The organism is Yersinia nurmii, assembly GCF_001112925.1.
Lineage (GTDB): Bacteria > Pseudomonadota > Gammaproteobacteria > Enterobacterales > Enterobacteriaceae > Yersinia > Yersinia nurmii.
Genome location: NZ_CPYD01000006.1, coordinates 30,190 through 52,947 on the forward strand (window position 1 = coordinate 30,190; position 22,758 = coordinate 52,947).

Consider the following 22,758-nt stretch of genomic DNA (forward strand, 5'->3'; position numbering starts at 1 on the left):
TTATTATAAATATTAAATTATATTAATTCACTATTGGGTTTATCAAAAAACTCATGGAGAATTATTTTTTAATAAGTGGAAGTTTGATATGAGCAGTAAAACAGAAGTTTTAGTTATTTTACTATCAACAATACTGATGATAGTAGGTATGGGGTATGCATTGAAAATAGCGGATTTAATTATTATACCGCTATTGATAAAACTATTGTCTATAACTGTACTATCTCGTTCCATTATACTCTTCCCGCTATACTTTATTTTTGCCGCCTATTTCCCGGTGGGTTATGCTTATGGTCCGCCGGACTTTGGGATTATTGCTTCGTTCTTAGAGTCTAACTATAGAGAGTCGATAGAATTCACCCAGTCATTGCCGGCTTCGAGCTTCGTCGGAAGTCTGTTGATCATGTTGTGTTTTATTTATCTTCAGTTTTTTTGCTGGCAAAAAAATCAGGTTAAACCGGAACTGATGTTAATACTACTTGCGGTTTTATTCAGCGTATCTTTGGGGAAACTGATAGGCGGAGGAGTAACTAAGGTCAAATTTATTGATTTTTATTACTCGTTGTACAGTTCCTATCGCCAATATTTCGACGATAAAGCCGATTCCATTATGGGAAGCCAGCTTACACCAAGCTGGCAGATAGAAAGTGTCAGTGGTCGCTATAAGAACCATGTGCTCATTCTGGGCGAAAGTATGCGAAAAGACTATATGCCAGCCTACGGTTATCCGGTGAATACCATGCCATTCCTACAACGTACGCCGGGGATTTTCTGGGATGGCTATGTGTCCACTGCATCGAATACCTATTTGTCCGTGCCGCGCCTGCTGTCGCGAAACCAAGGTACAAAATACAGCCATGCCGATAATATTATTACTCTGGCCAATATGGCTGGAATCCAAACTCACTGGATATCTAACCAAGGCCGTTTCGGTGAGTTTGATACTTCGGCGGCACGGATTGCTGTTCGCAGTCACGCTATAGATTTCTTAAAGAAAGGTTCGTTTAATTCCAATAATCGTAGCGATATGGATTTGCTTCCTATATTAGCGGATAGTTTAAACAATGAGTATTCAGGGGGGCGATTATATGTTTTGCACTTAATGGGTTCTCATGGTCATTTCTGCGATCGATTAAACGGTGAATCACCTATCCCATATTTTAGCAATAATCTGGATATGTCCTGTTACCTATCTACTTACACTAAAACGGATGAGTTAATCAGGCTGGTGGTTGAGATGCTGGATAATAAAAAGGAAAGTTACTCTTTGATTTATTTAACCGATCACGGCTTAAGCCATCAGGACGGTTCATTAATTCATGGTAGTCGTTACAGGGAGAATTATGAGTCTCCTCTGGTTATTATTTCTAGTGATATGTTAGACAGGAAGTATATTCATTTAAGACGCTCTGGCTTTCATTTCATTAACGCATTAGCCGAATGGATGGGCATTGTCGAAACCGGTCTAAACACCCATTATAAATTCTTTAGTGAAGATTCAGAGAGTAAAATTGAAGTGTTCAATGGAAAAGAAATGATAGATTTTGATAGTTTAAGCAGTGATGAATTCATATTACCCGAAACCAGCTAAAGAGCGTTATTGAATCGGCTATTCACATATTAAAACTAACAACTTATCTATTTCAGAAGTCAATCACACCGATTTGATACCTGCTGAGGGCAAGAAAGCCGCCATACGCATGCGAATATATGTGGTTATCGGGAACAAGATATAGAGCAACATAAAATGGAGCACCAAGCTCCATTTTAACGTGTAGATATTGAGTGCAGCGACGATGTTAAGCGTTTTTGCGACTGCGAATTGTCATTGCAAGGCGAGCAGGCGCTTCATCGGCCGCGACCAAAGGTTGGCTCACTCGCGCAGTTTCAACGCAAACCATGGTTTTGTAGCCATCATTTGGCATATCCTGCATGCTACAAGACAGCTCAGGGCCTGGGTTCCACGCAACGACGTCGCTTTGGTGATGATGATGAATCTCGATGGTTCGTTTCAGCGCGGCGTCTTTAATCAGGCTGTAAGGTTCCGGTTGGGTATAAACCCGATCTGTCTGGCCGTTAAAGACCAGGTCGCCGCTTTGGGTAGCATCGTTGATTTTCAATACCTTATCGATGTACTTCTCGCCTAAACCACTAATTTTAATCTGACTAATATCCCCGATTTGGAAATAGGTATGCAGGGCGGCGGCGGCCTGATAATCCCCGTGGGATTCCAGCTCCATTTCACATTCAACGCCCAGTTTGAAGCGAGCGATTAACGTGAAGGCATGTGGCCAGTATTTACGGGTTTCATCGCTGTCTTTCAGAGTGAAAGTCAGCATCACGCCGTTATCATTTTCATCGTGCGCGGTCAGCGTCCACGGCAGAATACGTGCGAAACCGTGGGAAGGCTGTGCCGTTGGGCCGAACCAAGGCCAACAGATAGGTACGCCACCGCGAATCGCCACGCCGTCTGTCAATGCGGTATTGTTGCTTAGCCAAATAACCGGTTGTTCACCGTTAGGCTGCCATGCCAGCAGATGCGCACCTTGCAGAGCAACGGCGGCTCGCACTTTAGGGTGAGAAACGACCACGACGGGTAGGTTGTCCAGTTGACGCTGACTGATATAAGGAGAGATTTGTTCAACAACGGGCAGACTAAAAACTTTCTCGTTCATTAATTTGGCCTTAATAGAAAAGTGGCAGTTATTCGTTGAACCTCAGACTATCGATAGTATCACAAGCTTTTCTGTTTTTACCTACGGCTTATGTATAGCAGACTAATCATTGATATTACGCAAATTTATCGGCGTTGAGACAAAGAGAAGGGGGAGACGATAGGCATAAAAAAACCGCCCGAAGGCGGTTTTTACTGATTTCGACATCAATCCATTATTTGGAGATGTGGGAGATCAGGTCCAGAACTTTGTTGGAGTAGCCAGTTTCGTTATCGTACCAAGAAACCAGTTTCACAAAGTTGTCGTTCAGCGCGATACCTGCTTTAGCATCGAATACTGAAGTCAGTTTTTCGCCGTTGAAATCGGTAGATACAACGTCGTCTTCGGTGTAGCCCAGAACGCCTTTCAGTTCGCCTTCTGAAGCAGCTTTGATCGCAGCACAGATTTCTTTGTAAGAAGCTGGTTTTTCCAGACGCGCAGTCAGGTCAACAACAGAAACGTTAGGGGTAGGAACGCGGAACGCCATACCGGTCAGTTTGCCGTTCAGTTCTGGAATCACTTTACCTACAGCTTTAGCTGCGCCGGTAGAGGATGGGATGATGTTCTGGGATGCGCCGCGGCCGCCGCGCCAGTCTTTGTGAGACGGGCCATCAACGGTTTTTTGAGTTGCGGTAGTTGCATGCACAGTGGTCATCAGCGCTTCAACGATACCGAACTTGTCGTTGATAACTTTAGCCAGTGGTGCCAAGCAGTTAGTGGTGCAAGATGCGTTAGAAACGATTTCTTGGCCAGCATAAGACTTGTGGTTAACGCCCATAACGAACATTGGGGTGTCGTCTTTAGAAGGACCAGTCAGAACCACTTTTTTCGCGCCAGCAGCGATGTGCTTACGAGCAGTTTCGTCAGTCAGGAACAGACCAGTTGCTTCAGCAACAACGTCAACGTTGACTTCGTTCCACTTCAGGTTAGCCGGATCTCTCTCTGCGGTAACACGGATGGTTTTACCGTTAACAACCAGATGGCCGTCTTTCACTTCTACAGTACCGTCGAAACGACCATGGGTAGAGTCGTACTTCAGCATGTATGCCATGTAATCCGCGTCCAACAGGTCGTTGATTGCAACGATTTCAATGTCGGAACGTTCTTGAGCAGCACGGAAAACAATGCGACCGATACGGCCAAAACCGTTGATACCTACTTTGATAGTCATATATTCCACCAGCTATTTGTTAGTGAATAAAAGGTTGGTTGTAAAATTACAAAAACCACACCGAGCGTCAAGCGGAATCGTGTCAATTCTTGCTGCAAATCAAACCAGACGGGCGAGTTTGCACATTAATCACACATTCCTGAAACCATTGGCCACATTTCTATATTGGGGCGAACACATAAATTTAAAGGGCGGAGCGGTAAATTCTGCGATTTTTATCACAATAACGCGCTTCAAACCGGAATGGCATAGAGTCTAGGCTAAAATCTGCTGCTTTGTTGTTAATTTTTTGTTATTATTACACCTTGTTTTCGTTGACTTTATTCCCTGTCAGAGAACCGCACAAATGGCTAAAGAACAAAACCCTACAAAACCTCTTGAGCAACTGACTGATATACAGCGTCATGTTACCCAGAATCATGGAACCGAAGCGCCATTTTCCGGCAAACTGTTGCACAATAAGCGCACTGGCGTGTATCAGTGTCTGTGCTGCCAGCAACCGCTATTTATCTCCGATTCCAAGTTTGATTCCGGCTGTGGGTGGCCCAGTTTTTACGAACCTATCGCCGCCGACTCTATTCGCTATATCGATGATTACTCACATAATATGCATCGGGTAGAGATCCGCTGTGGCCACTGTGACGCTCATCTGGGCCACGTGTTCCCCGATGGCCCACAGCCCACCGGTGAGCGTTACTGTGTCAATTCGGCCTCGCTGAATTTTATTGACGATGAGAATGGCGAACAGATAGCGGGTTGAACCCTTATCTCTACGCATTTTTAATTTGCAATTTTGATGAAAAAACGATTCAGCAAACTATTCACTTAGGAATGCCCAATGGAGCTTGATGATCTGATTGCCTCCATGACGCCGGAAATTTACCAGCGTTTGTCGCAGGCGGTGGAGTTAGGAAAATGGCCAGATGGTGTAGCCCTGACGCCAGAACAAAAAGAGAACAGTCTGCAAATGGTTATGCTGTGGCAAGCCCGGCATAACACAGACGCTCAACATATGAGTATTGGCACCGACGGCCAGATCGTGATGAAGAGTAAGCAGGAGCTTAAGCAGCAGTTTGCCAAGCAACCGCTGATTAAGATCAAAGCACAATAATTCAGGCGAGAGCCGGAACCACACAGGCGATCAACAAAAGCATAACGGAGCCATTCGGCCTAATGTTGGTCACTTAAGGTGACCAGCAGGCTTTTTACGGGTACTGTTAACATTTTGCCCTGACCTACCGCGGGTAACTTCGTTCTCGCCTTAACGGCAACACGCCATAACTGGCCTGTTTGTCGATTCTAACTCTCCCAGCACTGTGTTCCTGCGAGGCTACGGCAGCGTTATCATTAGCTGCATTATCATCGTTATCGCACTGCTGCATGCTGCAACTCAGCGGATACGGCAACTAATCGCCCTTAGGGTGGCACGCCATTTTGGTTATCTGGTAGCGCGCTAGATTGTCAGTCAGCAGTCCACCCCATCATGTTTTGACCTTATCTCATTCCGTCAAGCAAGCCGTTCAGCTATCTGCGGCAATAAGACTAATTGAGCACCGGCGCTCTGCATTTCAATCAACGCCAGCTCACTGTCCTGAGGTTGTAGGTTAACACCGCGACAGCCTTCGGTAATCACCCAGGTTTCATAACCCAGCGCCAGAGCGTCTAACACGCTGTATTTAACGCAATAATCTGTGGCTAACCCCATGATAAATAGACGGTTAATACTCTGCGCTTTTAACCAGTCATCCAGTTCCGTTTTTGCCCGTCGACCGTTATCAAAGAATGCGCTGTAACTGTCGATTTCGGGGTCCTGACCTTTCCGGAATACTTGTTGAATCGCTGAATTGTTCAGGTGGGGATGAAAATCAGCTCCCGGCTGATGCTGCACGCAGTGTACTGGCCACCACACTTGTGCCAGTCCGTTCAGATCGCCAATAGTACCCGGTTGCGCATTGGAGTTAACGGCGAAACTGCGGTGGTTTGCCGGATGCCAATCCTGACTGGCAATAATCGGATAATCCCATTTTTGGCACAGTTCGATAGCCTGATTAGCGACCTCGATGACTTTATCGCCGTCGGTGACGGCCAATGCGCCAGCGGGACAAAAATCATTCTGTAAATCAATTAAAAGCAGGGCAGTTTTCATTCAGGCTCCGAAGATTAACCGACATCGGTTAATTCACCACGTAGGTTCTGTTGCATCAACTGGCGAATTTGGTCGGCGTCCAGCGGCTGGCTGAGCAGATAATGCAATTTGGTCAACGCCGCTTCTACGGTCATATCAAATCCACTGATCACGCCAGCATGAGCCAGAGCGTTACCGGTGGCATAGCCGTCCATATTCACGCGACCAGAAATACACTGAGTTAAATTCACCACGACAATGCCACGTTCGCTGGCATGTTTCAGTTCATCCAACAGTTCGGCTTTCTGCGGGGCATTACCGACGCCGTAAGAACGCAAAATCAACGCTTTGACCGGCTGTAGCAAGAAGTTGCGCACTACCGCGCCGGAAATCCCCGGATAGATTGTCACGACGCCAATGGGCTGCGGTGTGATGTTATGTACGATCAACGGACCGTTACTGACCGGAGAGGTGACCGACGTTACGCGGCGAATGTGTATTCCGGCTTCCAATAATACCGACAGGTTGGGTGAGGCGAAGGCGTCGAAACCATCCGCATGAGCCTTGGTGGTGCGATTACCGCGAAACAGTTTGTTATTGAAGAACAGGGTAACTTCGTTAACCGGATAGTTTGCCGCCAAATACAGTGAGTTCAACAGGTTAGTTTGCCCATCGGAACGCAGTTCCGCCAATGGGATTTGTGACCCTGTCACGATGACCGGTTTAGCCAGATTCTCCAGCATAAAAGATAAAGCGGAAGCAGTAAACGCCATGGTATCTGTACCATGCAAAATCACAAAGCCATCATAAAGATCGTAATTCTTCTTAATGTCGTCGGCGATGTGCTGCCAGTCTTCCGGTGTCATATCCGAAGAATCAATCAAAGGCGCGTATTCGTGAATGGTAAAATCGGGCATTTCAGGGCGATGAAATTCAGGCATCAGCGCCAGTTGACGTTGTAAATGACCGGATACTGGGATGTAACCCTGTTCAGAGCGCTGCATACCGATAGTACCGCCGGTATAGGCTACGTAAATGGATTTCTTTTGCATGTAAGCATACCGCTGAGTGAGATGACTGGATTATAGGGTGGCTGGCGCAGAAAAAAAGCCCGGCAAGTACCGGGCTGGAGATTTATCTGTTATTTGCGTTGTTTATCAGCGTACATCACCGCAATTTAGGCAAAGCGCATAGCGATTCTGTGGATCGTTCAGGTTAGTAAAGAAACCCGGCTGATCTTTTACCGCCATAGCGAGCGTGGAAACTGGCGCTGGCAGCCAGGCTTGCAGCACTGAAGGCAGCATGGCGTGAACCGACGCTCCCATTTGCCCAAACAGCATATCGAGGAAGCCCGGCTGATCCACATACCAGTTCAACTGGTAGGTTTTCAGCTTAGCCAGCTCGGCGGCTTTTTTCACCGCGTCATCAAAGTCGCCCAGTTGATCTACCAAACCGTTGTTTTTGGCATCCAAACCTAACCAGACGTGCCCTTGAGCAATGGCATCAACCTGCTCAGGCGTTTTATGGCGCGAGGTAGCAACCAGATCGATAAAGTTCTTATAACCATTCTCGATGCTGATTTGCATCATCTGGGCGAATTCAGGCGGCAAATTCTTGGTGACAGCCACGTCAGCCAGCGGTGAAGTGGCTACGCCGTCGGTATGGACACCCAAGGCACCCAGAGATTCCTGATAGGTGTTGACCACGCCGAAGATGCCGATGGAACCGGTTAGGGTGCTCGGGCTGGCGATAATGTAGTTAGCGGGAGTGGAGACCCAGTAACCGCCAGATGCAGCCATCCCGCCCATAGAAACGACAAGCGGTTTATTCGCAGCCCGTAGTGCGGCCAGTTCGGCGCGAATCAGCTCAGAGGCGCTAACGCTGCCACCTGGACTATTTACCCGCAAGACCACCGCTTTGATTTTCGGATTCAAACGTGCTTCACGGATCTGTGCTGCTGTATTGTCACCGCCCACGCTGCCGGGCGTTTGTGGGCCGTCCATAATCGCCCCGTTAATAAAGATAACGGCGATTTCTTCACCTTGCTGCACTTTTGGCGCCGGTTGGTAATCGTAAATACTGACGGAGTTGTAATCGTTATTTTGTTTGTCCCAGCCGAAAGTTTTGATCAGTTCAGCTTCTACCGCCGGACGGGAGGCCAACTGATCAACCAGTTTATGTTCCAGCGCGTACTGAGCCGGATCGCCACCAACCTGCTGCAATCCGCTGATAATACCGGCCGCACCAGGGAACAGTTGCTCTGGGGTGAGCTGGCGGTTAGCGGCAACCGCCGTCAGATAGTTATTCCACATGCCGCCGATCCAGCGGGTATCCGCTTCACGCGCAGCCGGAGACATATCATCGCGAATCATAGGTTCCACGGCGGATTTATAAGTCCCAACGCGGAAAATATTGGTAGTGACTTTCAGTTTTTCTAGCAGGGATTTGTAGTACAGGTTGTTGCTGGCAAAGCCTTTTAAATCCACCGAGCCTTGAGGAGATAGGTAGATTGTATTGGCGAAACTGGCCAGATAATATTGTTGCTGATTATAGCTCTCGCCTACGGCATAGATAGGTTTGCCACTGTCGCGGAATTCGCGCAGCGCTTTGCCAATATATTGCAGAGAAGGCTGGTCGGCACCGGCAAAATCAGACAGGGACAAAACGAGCCCATTGATATTGTTATCGGTTTTAGCCCGACGAATGGTTTCCACCACGTCGAACAGCGAATTTTCCTGCAGACGGTTGCTCGATGCCCCTAACATTTCGCGGGTGAACTGCATCACTTTATTGTTCACTGCCGGCGTATCCACCACCACACCGGTCAGATTGACCAACAGAGCGCCTTTTACCGGTTCAACCGGCTTGCTTTGGACCATCAGATAAATACCGACGCCCACGACGATGAGGAAAATCAGGAACAGATTAAGAATGAATTCCCTGACAAAATTAAGCAGACGCCAGGTCCACTTGAAAAAACCGCTAATAATTCGCCACAAAGTGCGCATGTTATCTCCAACAAATCCGAGCAAGTGGGGGTATCCTAATGACCTACAAATAAAAAGTCAGTATTAAATCATCAGACAGCTAAACGTATTGGTCAAGCTGGTAACAAATCCTCTACTTATGTTACCGTGCTGAAAATGAAAATCGTTATCAGGAGAAGAGTATGGATGCGTTAGATTTGCTGCTTAACCGCCGTTCGGCCTCGCGTTTAACCACCCCTGCACCAACAGGTGAAGCGTTGGAAAACATCATACACGCCGGAATGCGCGCGCCGGATCATGGCGCACTGCAACCCTGGCGCTTTGTGCTCATTGAAGACGAAGGGTTAGGTCGTTTCAGCGAATTACTGCAAAAAGCGGTGCGCCATGATGGCTCTGACGACGCGGTATTGGAAAAGGCGAAAATGGCACCTTTCCGCGCGCCACTGATTATTACCGTGATTGCCCATGTGACGGAAAACCCGAAAGTACCAAACTGGGAGCAGGTTGTTTCCGCCGGTTGTGCGGTACAGGCAATGCAAATGGCTGCGCTGGCGCAAGGTTTTAACGGTATTTGGCGGACTGGCTCATGGACCCATCATTCGGTGGTTCGGGCCGGTTTTGCCTGCCGTGAACAGGATGAAATCGTCGGTTTTCTCTATCTTGGCACGCCGCAGTTAAAAGGTTCGAGTAAGGTGACACCGCCGGATATCAGCACCTTCGTTAGCCATTTTTAAGCCTTTCCCAATGCAGCTTAGGCCAGAAATTGGCAGCTTAAGCTGCGTTTCCGTCTGCTTTGTGACCAAGCTAACTGCCTGAACAGCCAGCGCTACTTATCAATTCCCTCGGTAAGCGCTACCATAGGCGATACGTTCTTTGCCTATCATAATCAGTGTTAATTAATCCGATGATGGTTAACCGAGGGAAGTGATCTATGACATCGCCAGCGATACGTCTTACGCAATATAGCCACGGAGCCGGATGCGGCTGCAAAATCTCGCCGAAAGTGCTGGAAACCATTTTGCACTCCGATCAGCAGAAATTCCTCGATCCACGGCTATTAGTGGGTAATGAAACCCGGGACGATGCGGCGGTGTACGATATTGGCAGCGGCGTCGGTATTATCAGCACCACGGATTTCTTTATGCCGATCGTGGACGATCCCTTCGATTTTGGCCGTATTGCTGCCACTAATGCGATCAGCGATATCTATGCCATGGGGGGTAAACCTATCATGGCGATTGCGATTCTCGGCTGGCCGATCGATAAATTGGCACCGGAAGTGGCGCGTCGGGTGATTGAAGGTGGGCGACACGTTTGCGCTCAGGCGGGCATTTCGCTGGCCGGTGGGCATTCCATTGATGCGCCAGAGCCGATTTTTGGTCTGGCAGTAACCGGCGTGGTCAGTACCGAACAGGTGAAGAAAAACAGCGCCGCACAGGCGGGCTGCAAGCTGTTTCTGACCAAGCCTTTAGGGATTGGCGTGCTGACTACGGCGGAAAAGAAAAGTAAATTACGGCCGGAGCATCAGGGCGTTGCAACTGAAACCATGTGCCAACTGAATAAATCAGGCGCTGATTTTGCTCACATTGCTGGCGTTACCGCTATGACCGACGTGACCGGTTTCGGCCTATTGGGGCATTTAAGCGAAATCTGTCAGGGGTCGGGTGTACAGGCAACGCTACATTTTTCGGCGATTCCAAAACTGCCTGCGGTGGTTGAGTATATTGAAGAAGGTTGTGTGCCGGGTGGTACGCAGCGTAACTTTGACAGCTACGGGCATCTAATCGGGGAAATGTCTGATTTACAACGAAAACTGTTGTGCGATCCTCAAACTTCCGGCGGCCTGCTATTGGCCGTATTACCGGAGGCTGAAAATGAGGTTCAGGCCGTAGCTGAGCGCTATGGCATGATGCTCAGCCCGATAGGGGAACTGACCGCACCACGCCCCGATCGCGCTTTAATTGAGATTTGCGAATGATTTTTCCATCGCGTTCAATACCGATACTACCGACGTTTCTTTAGGGCCGATAATGCAACTGTTTATTGCCGAAAAACCCAGTCTGGCCCGCGCTATTGCTGATATCTTACCGAAACCCCATAAGCGGGGGGACGGCTTTATTGCCTGCGGTAATCAACACGTTGTCACTTGGTGCGTCGGGCATTTGCTCGAACAGGCGCAGCCGGATGCCTACGATAGTCGCTATGCCCGATGGTCATTGGCCGATCTGCCGATTATTCCTGAAAAGTGGCAATTGAAACCGCGACCTTCGGTAAGCAAACAGCTTAACGTTATCAAACAGTTGTTACAGCAGGCAGATGAAGTCGTCCACGCCGGTGACCCGGATCGCGAAGGGCAGCTTTTGGTCGATGAGGTGTTGGATTATCTGGGATTAGCGGCGGAAAAACGTCAGAATGTGCGGCGCTGCCTGATAAATGACCTTAACCCGCAGGCGGTAGAGCGGGCTGTTTCTCGTCTGCGCGATAACAAAGAGTTTATTCCGCTGTGCGTTTCCGCTCTGGCGCGCTCACGGGCCGATTGGCTATACGGCATCAATATGACGCGTGCCTATACCATTCTTGGGCGTAATGCGGGTTATGATGGCGTGTTGTCCGTTGGTCGGGTACAAACCCCGGTGCTGGGGCTGGTAGTAAGGCGTGACGAAGAAATTGAAGACTTTGTGCCCAAGGATTTCTTTGAGGTTAAGGCTCATATCGTCACACCGGCCGATGAGCGCTTTGTTGCCCTGTGGCAGCCAAGCGACTCCTGCGAATCCTATCAGGATGAAGAAGGTCGCTTACTGCACCGCCCCTTAGCGGAGCACGTCGTCAACCGGATCACTGGCCAGCCAGCGCGGGTGACTTCCTATAATGATAAACGGGAATCAGAAACCGCACCTTTACCGTTCTCCCTGTCTACGCTGCAAATTGAGGCCGCCAAGCGCTTTGGCCTTAGCGCTCAACAGGTGCTGGATGTGTGTCAGCGTTTATACGAAACCCACAAACTGATTACTTACCCTCGGTCGGATAGCCGTTATCTACCGGAAGAGCATTTTGCCGGTCGCCATTCGGTGTTGAATGCAATCAGCGTGCATTTACCTGATCTACAGTCGCCAGCGGTGATGGATAGCGACCGCCGTAATCGCTGCTGGGACGATAAGAAAGTGGACGCGCACCATGCGATTATTCCTACCGCACGTTCCAGTAAGGTTGCATTGACGCAGGATGAAGCCAAGGTCTATACCTTGGTCGCGACTCAGTATCTGATGCAATTTTGTCCCGACGCGATGTTTCGCAAATGCGTGATTGAACTGGATATTGCCGGAGGGAAATTTATCGCCAAAGCCCGTTTTCTGGCCGAGGCTGGCTGGCGTACGCTGCTGGGCAGCAAAGAACGAGACGAGGAAAACGAAGGTTCACCGCTACCGGTGGTCGCTCAAGGGGACGAATTGCTGTGTGAAAAGGGGGAAGTGGTAGAGCGACAAACGCAACCGCCGCGGCCTTTTACCGATGCAAGTTTATTGTCTGCCATGACGGGCATAGCGCGGTTTGTGCAGGATAAGGAACTGAAAAAAGTCCTGCGCGCGACCGATGGTTTAGGGACAGAAGCGACTCGCGCGGGCATCATTGAACTGTTATTTAAACGCACTTTCCTGTTTAAAAAAGGGCGTTACATCCATGCCAGCCCTGCGGGGAGGGCGTTGATCCATGCGTTGCCGGATATTGCCGCCCGGCCCGATATGACGGCACACTGGGAGTCGACTTTGACGCAAATCAGTGAGAAAAACTGCCGCTATCAGGATTTTATGCAACCATTAGTGGTAACGCTGCAAAATCTAATTTATCAGGCAAAGCAGAACCGGACGCCCCAGGCGTTTCGTGGTTTACCGGCTGCGCCGGCCGTTCCGGCTAAAAAACGTAAAAAAACCAGCGTGAAGGCAAAGGAGAGTAAATCATGAAAAAAGCCATAGTGATGGGGTGCCTCGCGTTGAGCGTTTTATTCAACAGCACGACCTGGGCAAACCGCCCGAGTGTGGGAAATAACGTGGATGTGGTGGTGCCTTTGCCTCCGGATATGTGGAATAACGCCGGTACGCGCGGAACCAATAATAATAACTGTACCCGCTGTTGCGTTTATCAAAATCAGAATTACTCGGAAGGGGCAGTTTTGCGGGTAGAAGGCGAGGTATTACAGTGTGTGCGGGATCCCAACGTCACTGGAACCAATCCACTGATTTGGAAACGACTTCCTCGTTAACCTATTTGGTTGTCCGTTGGCTGATAAAGGCTTCCAGTAAAGGAATATCCGCCGGAGCCAACGGATAATGTCGTGCTTGCTCCGGAGTGACCCAAATTAACGCCGAATGACAATGCATCTGCGGTTCTCCGTAAAATGTCTCTACGTGCCAGGCATGTAAACAAATTCTGCGATCGGGTAAATCTCGCTGGTGGCTGGCAATGTAACCGGAAATTTTTGCGTCAATTTCCAATTCTTCTGCTAATTCACGTCGTAACGCCTGCGGCTGGCTTTCACCTGGCTCGATCTTTCCTCCGGGAAACTCCCAAAAACCGCCTTGGTCGCTGTTTTCATCTCGCTGAGCCAGCAGGATTTTGTCCTGATGCTGAATGATAGCGGCAACCACATCGATAATTTTCATGAATATAATCTCTCAGAGGAGCAATTCGGCGTATAAAAATTGGGACATTCCCCCGCGTCGCAACGGGGAAAATATTTATAGAGAAAACTCAGACCAGATCGGGGCGTGATCGGACGGTTTTTCCATACTGCGGATCTCGTAATCAATACCGGTAGAAATGCAGCGGTCTGCAAGTGGTTTAGTCGCTAGCACAACATCAATGCGCAGCCCGCGGTTTTCATCAAAGCCGCGAGAGCGATAATCGAACCATGAGTAACGATCAGTACAATCAGGGTTGGCGGCGCGGAAAGTATCGACCAGTCCCCAATTCTGCAAACGGGCTAACCATTCCCGCTCTTCCGGCAAGAACGAACATTTTCCGGTGCGCAACCAGCGCTTACGGTTGTCTTCACCGATGCCGATATCTAAATCCGTTGGGCTAATATTGATATCGCCCATGATTAAAACCTGCGCCTCCGGGCTTAATTCTTTTTCCAAATAGCTTTGTAGATCCTGATAGAAACGCGCTTTAGCTGGGAATTTAGTTGGATGGTCACGGCTTTCGCCCTGTGGGAAATAACCGTTAATGACGGTTAAAACACCCTGTGGCGTTTCCAAATCGGCCATGATAATCCGGCGCTGGGCATCATCTTCATCGGTTGGGAAACCACGACGCACTGCCAGCGGTTGCTGTTTGGTGAGCAGAGCAACGCCATAATGGCCTTTTTGGCCATGATAAAAGACGTGATAACCATGTTGGCTAACTTCTTCAAGAGGGAACATATCATCGTGAACTTTGGTTTCTTGTAGCCCAATAACGTCCGGCTGATGTTGTTCGATGATCGCCGCTAATTGATGAGGGCGGGCACGTAGCCCATTGATATTAAAAGAGACAAATTTCATAGCCAGCGTCGTTTCCTGATAAAAATGTGCGTGAATAGTAGCAGATATCCGATAAAAATGTAATGAAGTGGGGATGTCGCTGAGTCTATAGGCTGGCCCTACGCTATAAATTTACATTCGGCGATTTATACTAATGTTAGGTTATCTTATTAACAATATAGAGAAATTAATTACTATGAGGGGGGAAGGCGAAACGAAGGACAAATTAACTTATATTATGATATCTATATTTTAAAGTAAGTTAAATATCTTGTCGTTAAATTATAAACTCAGAATTTCATTTTGCAGAGAATTTACGGCAGAGGTGAAATATAATTCCAGCATCTCACGCTTGCCGAGTGTAATGCTATTGCGTTGTCGATGAATAAATCGGGTGAAACAAATGGAAAAGCAAGATGTTAATGTTTTAATAATGATAATTATTTAATAATCACAAGGATATGAATGTGTCATTTATTATGCTGATATAGTAAAGGGAGTGGCACCATGGGTAATAAATAGGTTTGTTGTTATTTTGAAGTGTTTTCAATCTCTAATTCCAGAATTTTTATTTTAGTTAAATTTCGCTTCTTAGAAGAATTTTAAATTTAGCTGTAGTGGCTAATGCTTTAAGTGTTTTTGTGGATGAATACCATTGTAATATGAAAAATAATCAAGGCGATTCATTTAAATCGGCTTCAGTGGGATTGTTCACGTCGGTTAATTCAATATGGCTATATTTTCAGTGACGCTAGACGATAGATTAAACAATCTGAGAAAGCCAGTCTGCCAAATTGTAAAATAAATAGCCATGCTACAGGTGTGAAAATAGCTTGCATACTTGATGGTGGTTAACATTTATTTCTTAAGATTAACCCCGCTATATTTATGATGAATGATCATATGTAAATAAATAAAATTAAAGCACGATTAATTTTCATTCATGAACGAATAAAAATTATTAGTTAATAAACATGGAATTAAGTATCGAGTTTTGTTAAAAATTATAGAACATAAACTATATATATATTTAAAACCAATTCATGCATAACTGATGAATATTATGATCTTAACCGTACTTCAAATACATAAATGTCATTTTATTAGCCACTTGTACAATACGTGTTTACTGTTCTTGTTTTTGATTTAACCTGTTGTTTTTAGTGATTTTATTTAAATAAAATGAAGTTGAAAAAGTTAAGTTGTGGTGAAAGAAAATTTGTCCGGGGAACCGGTAGCATTTTTAATAATCAATGGTTGAATAAAGGATGGTGAACTATGTTTTTATCCAGAAAACTAGAGGCATTTATGGCGGTTGTGGAATACGGCTCTTTAAGTAAAGCGGCGCGAGTGATGAATCGCACTACGCCACCTGTAGCCAAATCAATTAAAGACTTTGAAAGTATTATAGGAAAGAAACTGTTCAAAAGAGAAAAATTTGGTATGAGCCTAACGCATGATGGAGAAGTACTTTACAATGATCTAAAGGATCTTCATCAGCAAGATAAGGAAATAACCAGTAAACATCTTACGGGGCATGTTTCTAATGCAGTGAATATTTATTACGATTGGGGGAAGGTGGATAGTTTAACAAAAATATGGGAGGTGGCAGAGAAGAACAATATACATGCAAGTATTATTAGATTTTGCTATGAAATGATTGATGATATTTGTGACTTTGACGGAAATAGCTTAATTATCTCTTCTGAGAAAATTCTTTGCGATAGATTTTCTCTCATTAAAGAAACTTGTGATACAGGCTTAGGTGTTTATGCCCGAAAGGAAATTATTGGTGAAAATTCAGATATTATCAACTTATTACGCAGCAATACCTGGCTATGTAATCCAATACTATACAAGAGCGAATTTATAAAATCGTTGGAAGAAGAGGTGAAGAAGTCTGTGAACAAAGTTAGCATCAGACAGGTAGATAATTTAAATTGTTGCCTTAGCTTTATCAATTCTGGTAATTATGTTTGTATTACTGACTCGATTATCGATAGTTTTGCTGTTTGTAATAAATTAGGTTTCGTTAACCTTAAAGATCACTTCGGCGATCATAAGTTCTACTTTTACAAGTCCAGATCGCATTCCAGTGTGCTCAATGGGTTAATAGACTTTGTAAAGGCAATAAACTGATAAGTATAAATTAACGCACAGAGGTAAACAGTCTGGTAGTTTGTCATGTTTGTTGGCATTGATTATTTATCTATATCAGACTCAGAGAGAGAGAAATATTTATATTTCTCTTATCGTGGTTGGCATGCTGACAAACATTACTTTTGAGTCAATAGGGATGTAGCTCATCTGACGCCACTTTCGTGCTGATAAGCGACATGTATTCCATGTTGATAAAGCATCGCCATTGAATGAGTGACGGGTATTTATCGCGTTGGGTTGTTCACAATGGCACTTATCGACGGTTTAGCGATAGATCACGTTACAGAAACCAGCAAAGGAGATAGAGAGGACAAACTGGTCGCAGGGTGGCGTAAATAGGGCGTGGCTTAGCGAAACGCAACAGGGTGAAGCACATTTTTGATTTTGAACCGAAATAAAAAATCTATAGTGCGATCTCCGTTTAAATTGACGGGTATATTACTGAGCGCATCGTGTCCAGCCTTTAAATTGGAATGCTGTTCATCTTAACTTCTTCTTGGAGGGCTAAGGTCTGCCAGATAACGAATGGTGATTTCTTGAAAGGAAGATACAAGTGGTTAGCGGAGCGTCATTTCATTCTTCAGCCTGTGGGCTGTCGCTGTGCGATGTTGTTTCGCGTTGATCGATTAAATCTTGTCGAAAGTTATTACTTTCCCCCAATCATATCTAAGGGTGGTTTCGTGATGAAGGATAATATCTTGGAGAGATAAGAGAGATAAGAGAGATAAGAGAGATAAGAGAGATGGTGGTGGGGGAAGGATTCGAACCTTCGAAGTCGATGACGGCAGATTTACAGTCTGCTCCCTTTGGCCGCTCGGGAACCCCACCACAGAATTCGTGGTTTTTATTTCTGGTTAAATACCTGGCCGGTATTTTTAAATGATTTTACTCTTCATCTTAATTACTGCACTTGGCTATTCAATATTCCGAACAACTTGATAAGTCAGTTTAAAATGGTGGTGGGGGAAGGATTCGAACCTTCGAAGTCGATGACGGCAGATTTACAGTCTGCTCCCTTTGGCCGCTCGGGAACCCCACCACTGGCCTAACTGCTTAGAGACGTTGTCTCGGTAAGCGGGGCGCATCATATCAAATGAAGCGCCACTGTAAAGACTTGATTTGAAAAAAAAGATTTGTTTGCCGTTTTTTTGCTCTTGAAGGTGTTTCTTCAAACAAAAACTAACGATTTATTGTGCAGTTACAAAATAACCGTGCGGTTACCGTAAACAAAAACGCGCTGCGCTAAAACACGATAAAGTGCGCGGCTCAGTACGTTTTTCTCAACATCGCGGCCAGCGCGCATCATATCTTCAGCGGTATATGAATGATCGACGTGGATAACGTCCTGCATGATAATTGGGCCTTCATCCAGACTGTCATTTACATAGTGAGCCGTTGCCCCAATAATTTTCACGCCGCGTTCATAAGCCTGATGATAAGGACGGGCCCCAATAAAGGCTGGCAGGAATGAATGATGGATATTGATAATTTGGTACGGGTAGCGCTGAACAAAGGCAGGAGTTAACACTCGCATATATTTGGCCAGAACCACATAATCTGGTTGGTATTGGTCGATCTGAGCAATCAGCTGCTGATCGTGCTGATCCCGAGTTAACCCTTCATGGCTAACCAGATGGAAGGGGATATCAAACCGCTCGACCAAGTGTCGCAATGAGTCATGGTTGCCAATGACGGCGGCGATTTCTACATCCAGTCCACCATAAGCGCTTTTCATCAACAGGTCGCCAAGGCAATGAGCTTCTTTGGTGACCATGATAACAATGCGTCTGCGTCCTGCGGTATGCAGCTCGCGGCTGGTGCCTTCGGGTAGAGCATCATCCAAATCGGCGAGCAACGTTGTATCGTTAAAGATCCCTTCAAGCTCGGTGCGCATAAAGAAGCGCCCGGTCAGATGATCTACAAACTCATTATTTTGAACAATATTAAGCTGATGCTTGTAACAAATATTGGTGATCTTGGCGATTAATCCTTTGGCGTCAGGACAAATAGTGCGTAATACTTTTCTTTGTACATTCTGATGTGGCATAAGTTGGTAAATCCTGTCTGAGATATCTTTGATGTTGTGTTTTAATTCGATGCAGCCAGATTAGGCACGTTTAGACGTAAATCACCCGCAGCATTTCTTATATTTTTTGCCTGAACCGCAAGGACAACTGTCGTTCCTGCCGACCTGAGGGCGTATTCCGTCAATATAGTACCAGCGTTCATTTAAACGAAGGAAGCGCGAACGTTCATGCAACATCAAAATGGCATCGCTATTGTCTTCTTTAAATCGGGCAACAAACTCGACAAATCCCTCATCTGGATGGGAGCCAGCCGTTTCTTCTGTAACGGTTAAACCCAACCATTGCGTGCCTACAAAACCCTTTACGATATTGTCACGCCATTCTTCTGCATGGCAATCGGGATGCCAAGTACCGACCAAATAATTGACGTCTTCTTTGACATAAGCGCTGTAACGCGAACGCATCAGAATACCAGGCGTAGCTACTACTTTAGCGCCGAGAATATAGGGTTCGCAGCATAGCTCGTAATTTATACGGCTTCCGCAGGGGCAAGACTCTGTCAAAATATCTCCTGATAACATAATTAAATTCGCGTAGTGCAATCTCGTTGTGGCAACGTTGTGTAATAACGGCTGCCTGACGCAATATTTCAAGATGTGCACAGGAATTCTTAAATTGTGCAGATCGGTCTAATTTGAAAGGTTTCAGCTGTATATCTTACCTAATCACCCCCAGAGGTTCAAAGGCTGGACTTAAAATGGGAATCGCGTAGTCATCGGTTTTTATTGTGATGTCAATCACAAAAAATGACCAACGTTTCATTTTAATGTACCTTGCGTTCTGCGATTTTAATCACATTGTAATAGCGAAACTTGAAGATAAAAAACATGAAATTAATCAATAAAATCATTAATATATTGAAAAGTATGAACATCTCTTTCGGCACATTAAACGCCTAACCATTTTCTGGCGTATTCGCCCAAGTCTAATGAGGTCTGGGTATCATTTAACTTTACTCGCTGAAAGTGAGTATTATCCTATCTATTCCGATAGTATTCTTCATCTTTACTTTGTGCCTCATCCCCAAATTCCCCCAAGTATGATTCCTTCCTCAGATAGTGCTCCATATAAACATGGCCGTCTCATTAAACTGGCAGGTTATCGGGGTGCCTCGTAGCAATTGTTCTCTGTTGCAATACGCTTAACTTTCTCTGTGAGACTCCGTGCAAAATGGAAGATTAGTCACGATTGCTTACAGCCAAGGATTGGGTAGTTCACTTATGATGCTGTAATTCAGCGATTAGAATTTGATGATTCGATGATAATCAGGGTTATAAATTGCTCGATAATTCATTTGGTTAATTTGATGAGTCAGATGGCAGAGTGATGATTAACAAGGAGGTTAGCGGTATCTCACTAATGATAATTAATGAAATTAGAACTAATGAAAGCGTGCATGATGCTAAGTCATGCGGGCAGTATAACCAAATAGACGCTGTTAATCGTTTTGAGCATAGCTGACGATGGTTGCGTAATGGGAACCGGATTCGAGTGAGATAAACCGAAACACATGCGAGTGGATAATGCGACAAATAAAGGTAGGTTTAGCTCTTGGCGCAGGTGCAGCAAAAGGATGGGCGCACATTGGTGTGATCAATGCGCTGAAAAAACTGGATGTGGAAATTGATATTATCGCCGGTTGTTCGGTTGGCGCACTAGTCGGCGCGGCACAGGCGACCCAGCACATGCCAGAGCTGGAGCGTTGGGTCAGATCCTTCAGCTATTGGGATGTGATCAAACTGATGGATTTTTCATGGCGAAGGGGGGGGTTACTGCGTGGTGAACGTGTATTCAATGCGGTGGGCGAACTTCTTTCTATCGATGACATAAGCCAATGCACCATTCCTTTTGGGGCGGTAGCAACCAACCTGAGTACTGGCAGGGAGTTATGGCTTACTGAAGGCAATGTCCATCAGGCCATTCGTGCATCCTGTAGCATGCCGGGATTGTTCTCCCCCGTTTTGCTTGACGGCTACTGGCTGGTGGATGGTGCGGTGGTGAATCCGGTTCCAGTTTCATTGACTAGGGCAATGGGAGCTGATGTGGTCATTGCCGTTGACTTACAGCACGACGCACATCTTATGCAGCAAGATCAGCTGTCTATCAGTATGCCAACAGAGGAAACCCCCTCCGATATACCACAAAACTGGCGAAGCCGCCTACGTGAACGCATTGCCTATCTTGCACCCAAACGGTCAGATACGCCTCCGAGCGCGATGGAAATTATGTCTACCTCTATCCAGGTGTTAGAAAACCGGCTGAAACGTAACCGTATGGCCGGAGACCCACCTGATGTGCTGATTCAGCCTTATTGCCCACAGATATCTACTTTAGATTTTCATCGGGCAGATGAAGCAATTGCAGCCGGTGAATTGGCGGTTGAGCGCAAACTTGAGCAATTAGTACTTTTAGCTAAAAAAAGAGGAAAAACACAGAATGGAAATAAAAATTGACGTCATGGCCACTTCTGGCAAGCACAAGTCACCTTTTTGAGCCACTATTAGCACAACGATAGCTAAGAGATAACATTGCATGGACAAACCGTTTACAGGTAAGAACATTTTGATTGTTGAAGATGAAATGGTCTTTCGCACGGTACTGAATAATTATCTGAGCAACCTAGGGGCTTCGATATTACAGGCATCGAACGGTCTTGAAGCATTGAGCTTGTTGGAAAGCAGTATGCCAGACTTGATTCTCTGCGATTTGGCTATGCCAGAAATGGGGGGGATTGAACTGGTTGAGCAACTGCTGGTTCGGGGGATTAAAACTCCGGTTCTGGTTATCTCAGCCACAGACAAAATGACGGATGTCGCTCAGGTTCTACGTTTGGGTGTAAAAGATGTTTTACTCAAACCTATTGACGATTTACACCGCCTGCGAGAAACGGTATTGACTTGCCTGTATCCGACATTGTTTAGCTCTCCGGCGATTGAGGAAACTGAACTTATTCAAGACTGGGATGCGCTGAAGAAAAATCCATTTGAAGCCGCGCAGTTACTGCATCAGTTACAACCGCCTGCGCAACAAATTATTGCTCATTGCCGCGTGAATTACCGTCAGCTAACCGGTGTTGATCAACCGGGATTGGTTTTGGATATTGCAGCACTTTCTGATAGCGATTTGGCTTTTTATTGTCTTGATGTCACTCGAGCCGGTGATAATGGTGTTCTGGCGGCATTATTACTGCGGGTTTTATTCAACGGTATCTTGCAAGAACATTTAGCTGGTCGCCATCAGCGTTTACCGCAAATGTCTGCATTGCTTAACCAGGTTAATCAACTCTTAAGACGAACCCATCTCGAAGGGCAATTCCCCCTGTTGGTAGGATATTACAATACCGAATACAAAAACTTGATTCTGGTTTCCGCCGGGTTGCATGCTAACGTCAGCGCGGGTAAAAACCATATACAGCTGAGTAATGGCGTGCCGTTGGGAACGTTGAGAACCGCTCATTTAAATCAAATCAGTCAGCGCTGCGAGGCTTGGCAGTGTCAAGTATGGGGAGGGGGCAGTCAATTAAGGCTTATGCTTTCTGCCGAATAATATTCATTAAGGTTATTTACCCTTCGTTATCCCTTATTCCCACCGGTTTATTTCCCGCCCTTTATTTAAGTCGAGTGCTTCGCCTATTTTTTGAACCAATGAAAAAATGTCTGAGCTGTAAATATAAGTCAGCTTATATCCATCGTTTTATCCGTTGTTTACTACACTTCCATTACTGGGTCTTAAGGTTACGTTAATGCTTCTCTCTTAAACTACGCTTAATGGCTGCCAGCATGCGGAAATAGTCATGCGCTTCGCGGTGGCTTAGGTTATTGAAAATCGAAAACTAATCAGGCAACACCGGATTAATCGCCGATATTGAATCTGAAAATGTTAACGATGGTTGATAAAGCATTCATACAGACTGTGCAATTGTGTGCTGCTGCCAGCAGTAGCCACTAACGTACCAAGGTTTTTATTCATCTACCTTTTACACTAGTGGTCCGAGAGTT

General features: G+C 46.1%; 19 protein-coding genes and 2 tRNA genes. 10 read left to right on the forward strand and 11 right to left on the reverse strand.

The genetic code is table 11. The annotated features are described in order from the left end of the window. Nucleotides 1-88: 88 nt before the first annotated feature. Entirely contained in the window at nt 89-1,591 is a 1,503-nt protein-coding gene (locus tag AD970_RS09195; protein WP_049598166.1) for a phosphoethanolamine transferase, read from the forward strand. Nucleotides 1,592-1,799: 208 nt separating this feature from the next. Here AD970_RS09195 and AD970_RS09200 read toward each other — a convergent pair whose 3' ends face one another. After that, nucleotides 1,800-2,675, reverse strand: coding sequence for a D-hexose-6-phosphate mutarotase (locus tag AD970_RS09200; RefSeq protein ID WP_049598168.1), 876 nt, complete (start codon nt 2,673-2,675; stop codon nt 1,800-1,802). A gap of 214 nt (nt 2,676-2,889) precedes the next feature. Next, nucleotides 2,890-3,885 (reverse strand): glyceraldehyde-3-phosphate dehydrogenase, encoded by a 996-nt coding sequence (gene gapA, locus AD970_RS09205; RefSeq protein WP_004875218.1) that lies wholly within the window; start codon nt 3,883-3,885, stop codon nt 2,890-2,892. A gap of 346 nt (nt 3,886-4,231) precedes the next feature. On the opposite strand from gapA, the gene msrB reads away from it, so the two are divergent. Continuing rightward, nucleotides 4,232-4,645, forward strand: a complete 414-nt coding sequence (gene msrB / locus AD970_RS09210) for a peptide-methionine (R)-S-oxide reductase MsrB (protein ID WP_049598170.1) — start codon at nt 4,232-4,234, stop codon at nt 4,643-4,645. A 78-nt stretch (nt 4,646-4,723) separates the two neighbouring features. After that, nucleotides 4,724-4,996 carry a YeaC family protein gene (locus tag AD970_RS09215; protein WP_049598172.1) on the forward strand — a complete coding sequence of 91 codons (273 nt, stop codon included), beginning with the start codon at nt 4,724-4,726 and terminating at the stop codon, nt 4,994-4,996. A gap of 396 nt (nt 4,997-5,392) precedes the next feature. On the opposite strand, the gene pncA is transcribed toward AD970_RS09215, so the two are convergent. The 3 genes from pncA to sppA form a co-directional block, all read right to left on the reverse strand. Further along, the gene (gene pncA, locus AD970_RS09220; protein WP_049598173.1) at nt 5,393-6,031 is read right to left on the reverse strand and encodes a bifunctional nicotinamidase/pyrazinamidase; all 639 of its coding nucleotides are present in this window, start codon (nt 6,029-6,031) and stop codon (nt 5,393-5,395) included. A 14-nt stretch (nt 6,032-6,045) separates the two neighbouring features. Further along, nucleotides 6,046-7,062 (reverse strand): asparaginase, encoded by a 1,017-nt coding sequence (gene ansA / locus AD970_RS09225; RefSeq protein WP_049598174.1) that lies wholly within the window; start codon nt 7,060-7,062, stop codon nt 6,046-6,048. A gap of 105 nt (nt 7,063-7,167) precedes the next feature. Further along, nucleotides 7,168-9,018, reverse strand: a complete 1,851-nt coding sequence (gene sppA, locus AD970_RS09230) for a signal peptide peptidase SppA (RefSeq protein ID WP_049598176.1) — start codon at nt 9,016-9,018, stop codon at nt 7,168-7,170. Nucleotides 9,019-9,179: 161 nt separating this feature from the next. Here sppA and AD970_RS09235 point away from each other — a divergent pair, with 161 nt between their 5' ends. From AD970_RS09235 to AD970_RS09250, 4 genes are all read left to right on the forward strand, one after another. Beyond that, nucleotides 9,180-9,731, forward strand: a complete 552-nt coding sequence (locus AD970_RS09235) for an NAD(P)H nitroreductase (protein WP_049598178.1) — start codon at nt 9,180-9,182, stop codon at nt 9,729-9,731. Nucleotides 9,732-9,928: 197 nt separating this feature from the next. After that, entirely contained in the window at nt 9,929-10,975 is a 1,047-nt protein-coding gene (gene selD / locus AD970_RS09240) for a selenide, water dikinase SelD (RefSeq protein WP_049598180.1), read from the forward strand. A gap of 52 nt (nt 10,976-11,027) precedes the next feature. Next, nucleotides 11,028-12,953 carry a DNA topoisomerase III gene (locus tag AD970_RS09245; protein WP_049598181.1) on the forward strand — a complete coding sequence of 642 codons (1,926 nt, stop codon included), beginning with the start codon at nt 11,028-11,030 and terminating at the stop codon, nt 12,951-12,953. Then, the gene (locus AD970_RS09250) at nt 12,950-13,252 is read left to right on the forward strand and encodes a DUF1496 domain-containing protein (protein ID WP_049598184.1); all 303 of its coding nucleotides are present in this window, start codon (nt 12,950-12,952) and stop codon (nt 13,250-13,252) included. Before AD970_RS09245 ends, AD970_RS09250 begins: the two co-directional genes overlap by 4 nt. Nucleotide 13,253: 1 nt before the next feature. On the opposite strand, the gene AD970_RS09255 is transcribed toward AD970_RS09250, so the two are convergent. Continuing rightward, nucleotides 13,254-13,646, reverse strand: coding sequence for a pyrimidine (deoxy)nucleoside triphosphate diphosphatase (locus tag AD970_RS09255; protein ID WP_049598394.1), 393 nt, complete (start codon nt 13,644-13,646; stop codon nt 13,254-13,256). A gap of 81 nt (nt 13,647-13,727) precedes the next feature. Continuing rightward, entirely contained in the window at nt 13,728-14,534 is an 807-nt protein-coding gene (gene xthA / locus AD970_RS09260; protein ID WP_049598185.1) for an exodeoxyribonuclease III, read from the reverse strand. Nucleotides 14,535-15,791: 1,257 nt separating this feature from the next. Here xthA and AD970_RS09265 point away from each other — a divergent pair. Next, a complete protein-coding gene (locus AD970_RS09265; protein WP_049598188.1) occupies nt 15,792-16,652 on the forward strand; it encodes a LysR family transcriptional regulator in 861 nt (286 codons plus the stop codon). A gap of 764 nt (nt 16,653-17,416) precedes the next feature. Here the strand turns inward: AD970_RS09265 and AD970_RS09270 are convergent. The 4 genes from AD970_RS09270 to AD970_RS09285 form a co-directional block, all read right to left on the reverse strand. Beyond that, a tRNA-Tyr gene (locus tag AD970_RS09270) sits at nt 17,417-17,501 on the reverse strand. Nucleotides 17,502-17,627: 126 nt separating this feature from the next. Continuing rightward, nucleotides 17,628-17,712, reverse strand: a tRNA-Tyr gene (locus tag AD970_RS09275). A 159-nt stretch (nt 17,713-17,871) separates the two neighbouring features. Then, nucleotides 17,872-18,720, reverse strand: coding sequence for a formyltetrahydrofolate deformylase (gene purU, locus AD970_RS09280; RefSeq protein WP_049598190.1), 849 nt, complete (start codon nt 18,718-18,720; stop codon nt 17,872-17,874). An 81-nt stretch (nt 18,721-18,801) separates the two neighbouring features. Next, nucleotides 18,802-19,263: a YchJ family protein gene (locus tag AD970_RS09285; RefSeq protein WP_049598395.1), complete on the reverse strand. Its 462-nt coding sequence runs from the start codon at nt 19,261-19,263 to the stop codon at nt 18,802-18,804. A 1,020-nt stretch (nt 19,264-20,283) separates the two neighbouring features. On the opposite strand from AD970_RS09285, the gene rssA reads away from it, so the two are divergent. After that, nucleotides 20,284-21,213 carry a patatin-like phospholipase RssA gene (gene rssA, locus AD970_RS09290; RefSeq protein WP_049598191.1) on the forward strand — a complete coding sequence of 310 codons (930 nt, stop codon included), beginning with the start codon at nt 20,284-20,286 and terminating at the stop codon, nt 21,211-21,213. Between the two features lie 79 nt (nt 21,214-21,292). After that, nucleotides 21,293-22,306 carry a two-component system response regulator RssB gene (gene rssB, locus AD970_RS09295; RefSeq protein WP_049598193.1) on the forward strand — a complete coding sequence of 338 codons (1,014 nt, stop codon included), beginning with the start codon at nt 21,293-21,295 and terminating at the stop codon, nt 22,304-22,306. Nucleotides 22,307-22,758 lie beyond the last annotated feature (452 nt).

Excerpts from the sequence above, each read along its gene's own strand:
- selD (WP_049598180.1), top strand. The coding sequence starts at position 9,929 with ATGACATCGCCAGCGATACGTCTTACGCAATATAGCCACGGAGCCGGA.
- rssB (WP_049598193.1), top strand. The coding sequence starts at position 21,293 with ATGGACAAACCGTTTACAGGTAAGAACATTTTGATTGTTGAAGATGAA.
- xthA (WP_049598185.1), bottom strand. The coding sequence starts at position 14,534 with ATGAAATTTGTCTCTTTTAATATCAATGGGCTACGTGCCCGCCCTCAT.
- AD970_RS09265 (WP_049598188.1), top strand. The coding sequence starts at position 15,792 with ATGTTTTTATCCAGAAAACTAGAGGCATTTATGGCGGTTGTGGAATAC.
- pncA (WP_049598173.1), bottom strand. The coding sequence starts at position 6,031 with ATGAAAACTGCCCTGCTTTTAATTGATTTACAGAATGATTTTTGTCCC.
- rssA (WP_049598191.1), top strand. The coding sequence starts at position 20,284 with ATGCGACAAATAAAGGTAGGTTTAGCTCTTGGCGCAGGTGCAGCAAAA.
- gapA (WP_004875218.1), bottom strand. The coding sequence starts at position 3,885 with ATGACTATCAAAGTAGGTATCAACGGTTTTGGCCGTATCGGTCGCATT.
- AD970_RS09215 (WP_049598172.1), top strand. The coding sequence starts at position 4,724 with ATGGAGCTTGATGATCTGATTGCCTCCATGACGCCGGAAATTTACCAG.
- AD970_RS09195 (WP_049598166.1), top strand. The coding sequence starts at position 89 with ATGAGCAGTAAAACAGAAGTTTTAGTTATTTTACTATCAACAATACTG.
- AD970_RS09250 (WP_049598184.1), top strand. The coding sequence starts at position 12,950 with ATGAAAAAAGCCATAGTGATGGGGTGCCTCGCGTTGAGCGTTTTATTC.
- AD970_RS09200 (WP_049598168.1), bottom strand. The coding sequence starts at position 2,675 with ATGAACGAGAAAGTTTTTAGTCTGCCCGTTGTTGAACAAATCTCTCCT.
- sppA (WP_049598176.1), bottom strand. The coding sequence starts at position 9,018 with ATGCGCACTTTGTGGCGAATTATTAGCGGTTTTTTCAAGTGGACCTGG.
- purU (WP_049598190.1), bottom strand. The coding sequence starts at position 18,720 with ATGCCACATCAGAATGTACAAAGAAAAGTATTACGCACTATTTGTCCT.
- msrB (WP_049598170.1), top strand. The coding sequence starts at position 4,232 with ATGGCTAAAGAACAAAACCCTACAAAACCTCTTGAGCAACTGACTGAT.
- AD970_RS09245 (WP_049598181.1), top strand. The coding sequence starts at position 11,028 with ATGCAACTGTTTATTGCCGAAAAACCCAGTCTGGCCCGCGCTATTGCT.
- ansA (WP_049598174.1), bottom strand. The coding sequence starts at position 7,062 with ATGCAAAAGAAATCCATTTACGTAGCCTATACCGGCGGTACTATCGGT.
- AD970_RS09235 (WP_049598178.1), top strand. The coding sequence starts at position 9,180 with ATGGATGCGTTAGATTTGCTGCTTAACCGCCGTTCGGCCTCGCGTTTA.